Below are 592 nucleotides of genomic sequence, written 5' to 3'. Positions count from 1 at the left end.
CACTTTCAGCCGCTTTCTTTTATACCCTGTGAGAAATCCAGGCTAGCTAGATTATATAAATTGCCAAAAGCTAATGGATCTGGCCTGGAGGCATTCCGCATATGAATCGTGTACTTAGTAATCTATCCGTCAAACTGGGTTTAACCCTTGTTTTGGCCATCTTTTCATTATTAATAATAACCATTGCTTTTCTAGGCTATCAGGCAGGCGAAGAGGGCAGTACTTCGTTAAAAGAGCTTGATCTATCAGGTGATCGCACTTTAGCGCTTAGCCGCAGTCAACGATCCATAGCCTACGCTCAGCTTTTCTACGTTAGTAGCTTCGATGCGTTTGAGAAAGGTGATGCCAGTTCATTCCGTGACTACCTGGCTCGGGCCCAAGATGCTCAGCGAGTTGCGCAAGATTACTTTACAGAGTTTGAAGCCACCAAGCCTGAGTCGGCACTTTCTGATACCGTGACTGCCACCTATGAGAGCTTGATCCAACGGGGGATTATCCCCTTAGAGGAGGCATTGAATACGGGTAACAGCAGTCAGTTTAATACCGCAAGGGAAATGGTGAGTGACTTAAATCAGCAGTTAATTGAGGCTGT

1 protein-coding gene is annotated in these 592 nt (G+C 45.6%); it reads left to right on the top strand.

Annotation, left to right across the window (positions count from 1 at the left end):
- Positions 1 to 101 precede the first annotated feature (101 nt).
- A partial coding sequence (locus HALA3H3_RS11780) for a Tar ligand binding domain-containing protein (RefSeq protein WP_199105150.1) occupies positions 102 to 592 on the top strand: 491 nt, incomplete at its 3' end.

The sequence above is a fragment of the Halomonas sp. A3H3 genome, from assembly GCF_000982975.1.
Classification (GTDB): Bacteria; Pseudomonadota; Gammaproteobacteria; order Pseudomonadales; family Halomonadaceae; genus Vreelandella; species Vreelandella titanicae.
This window is presented reverse-complemented; position numbering and strand designations above follow the sequence as displayed.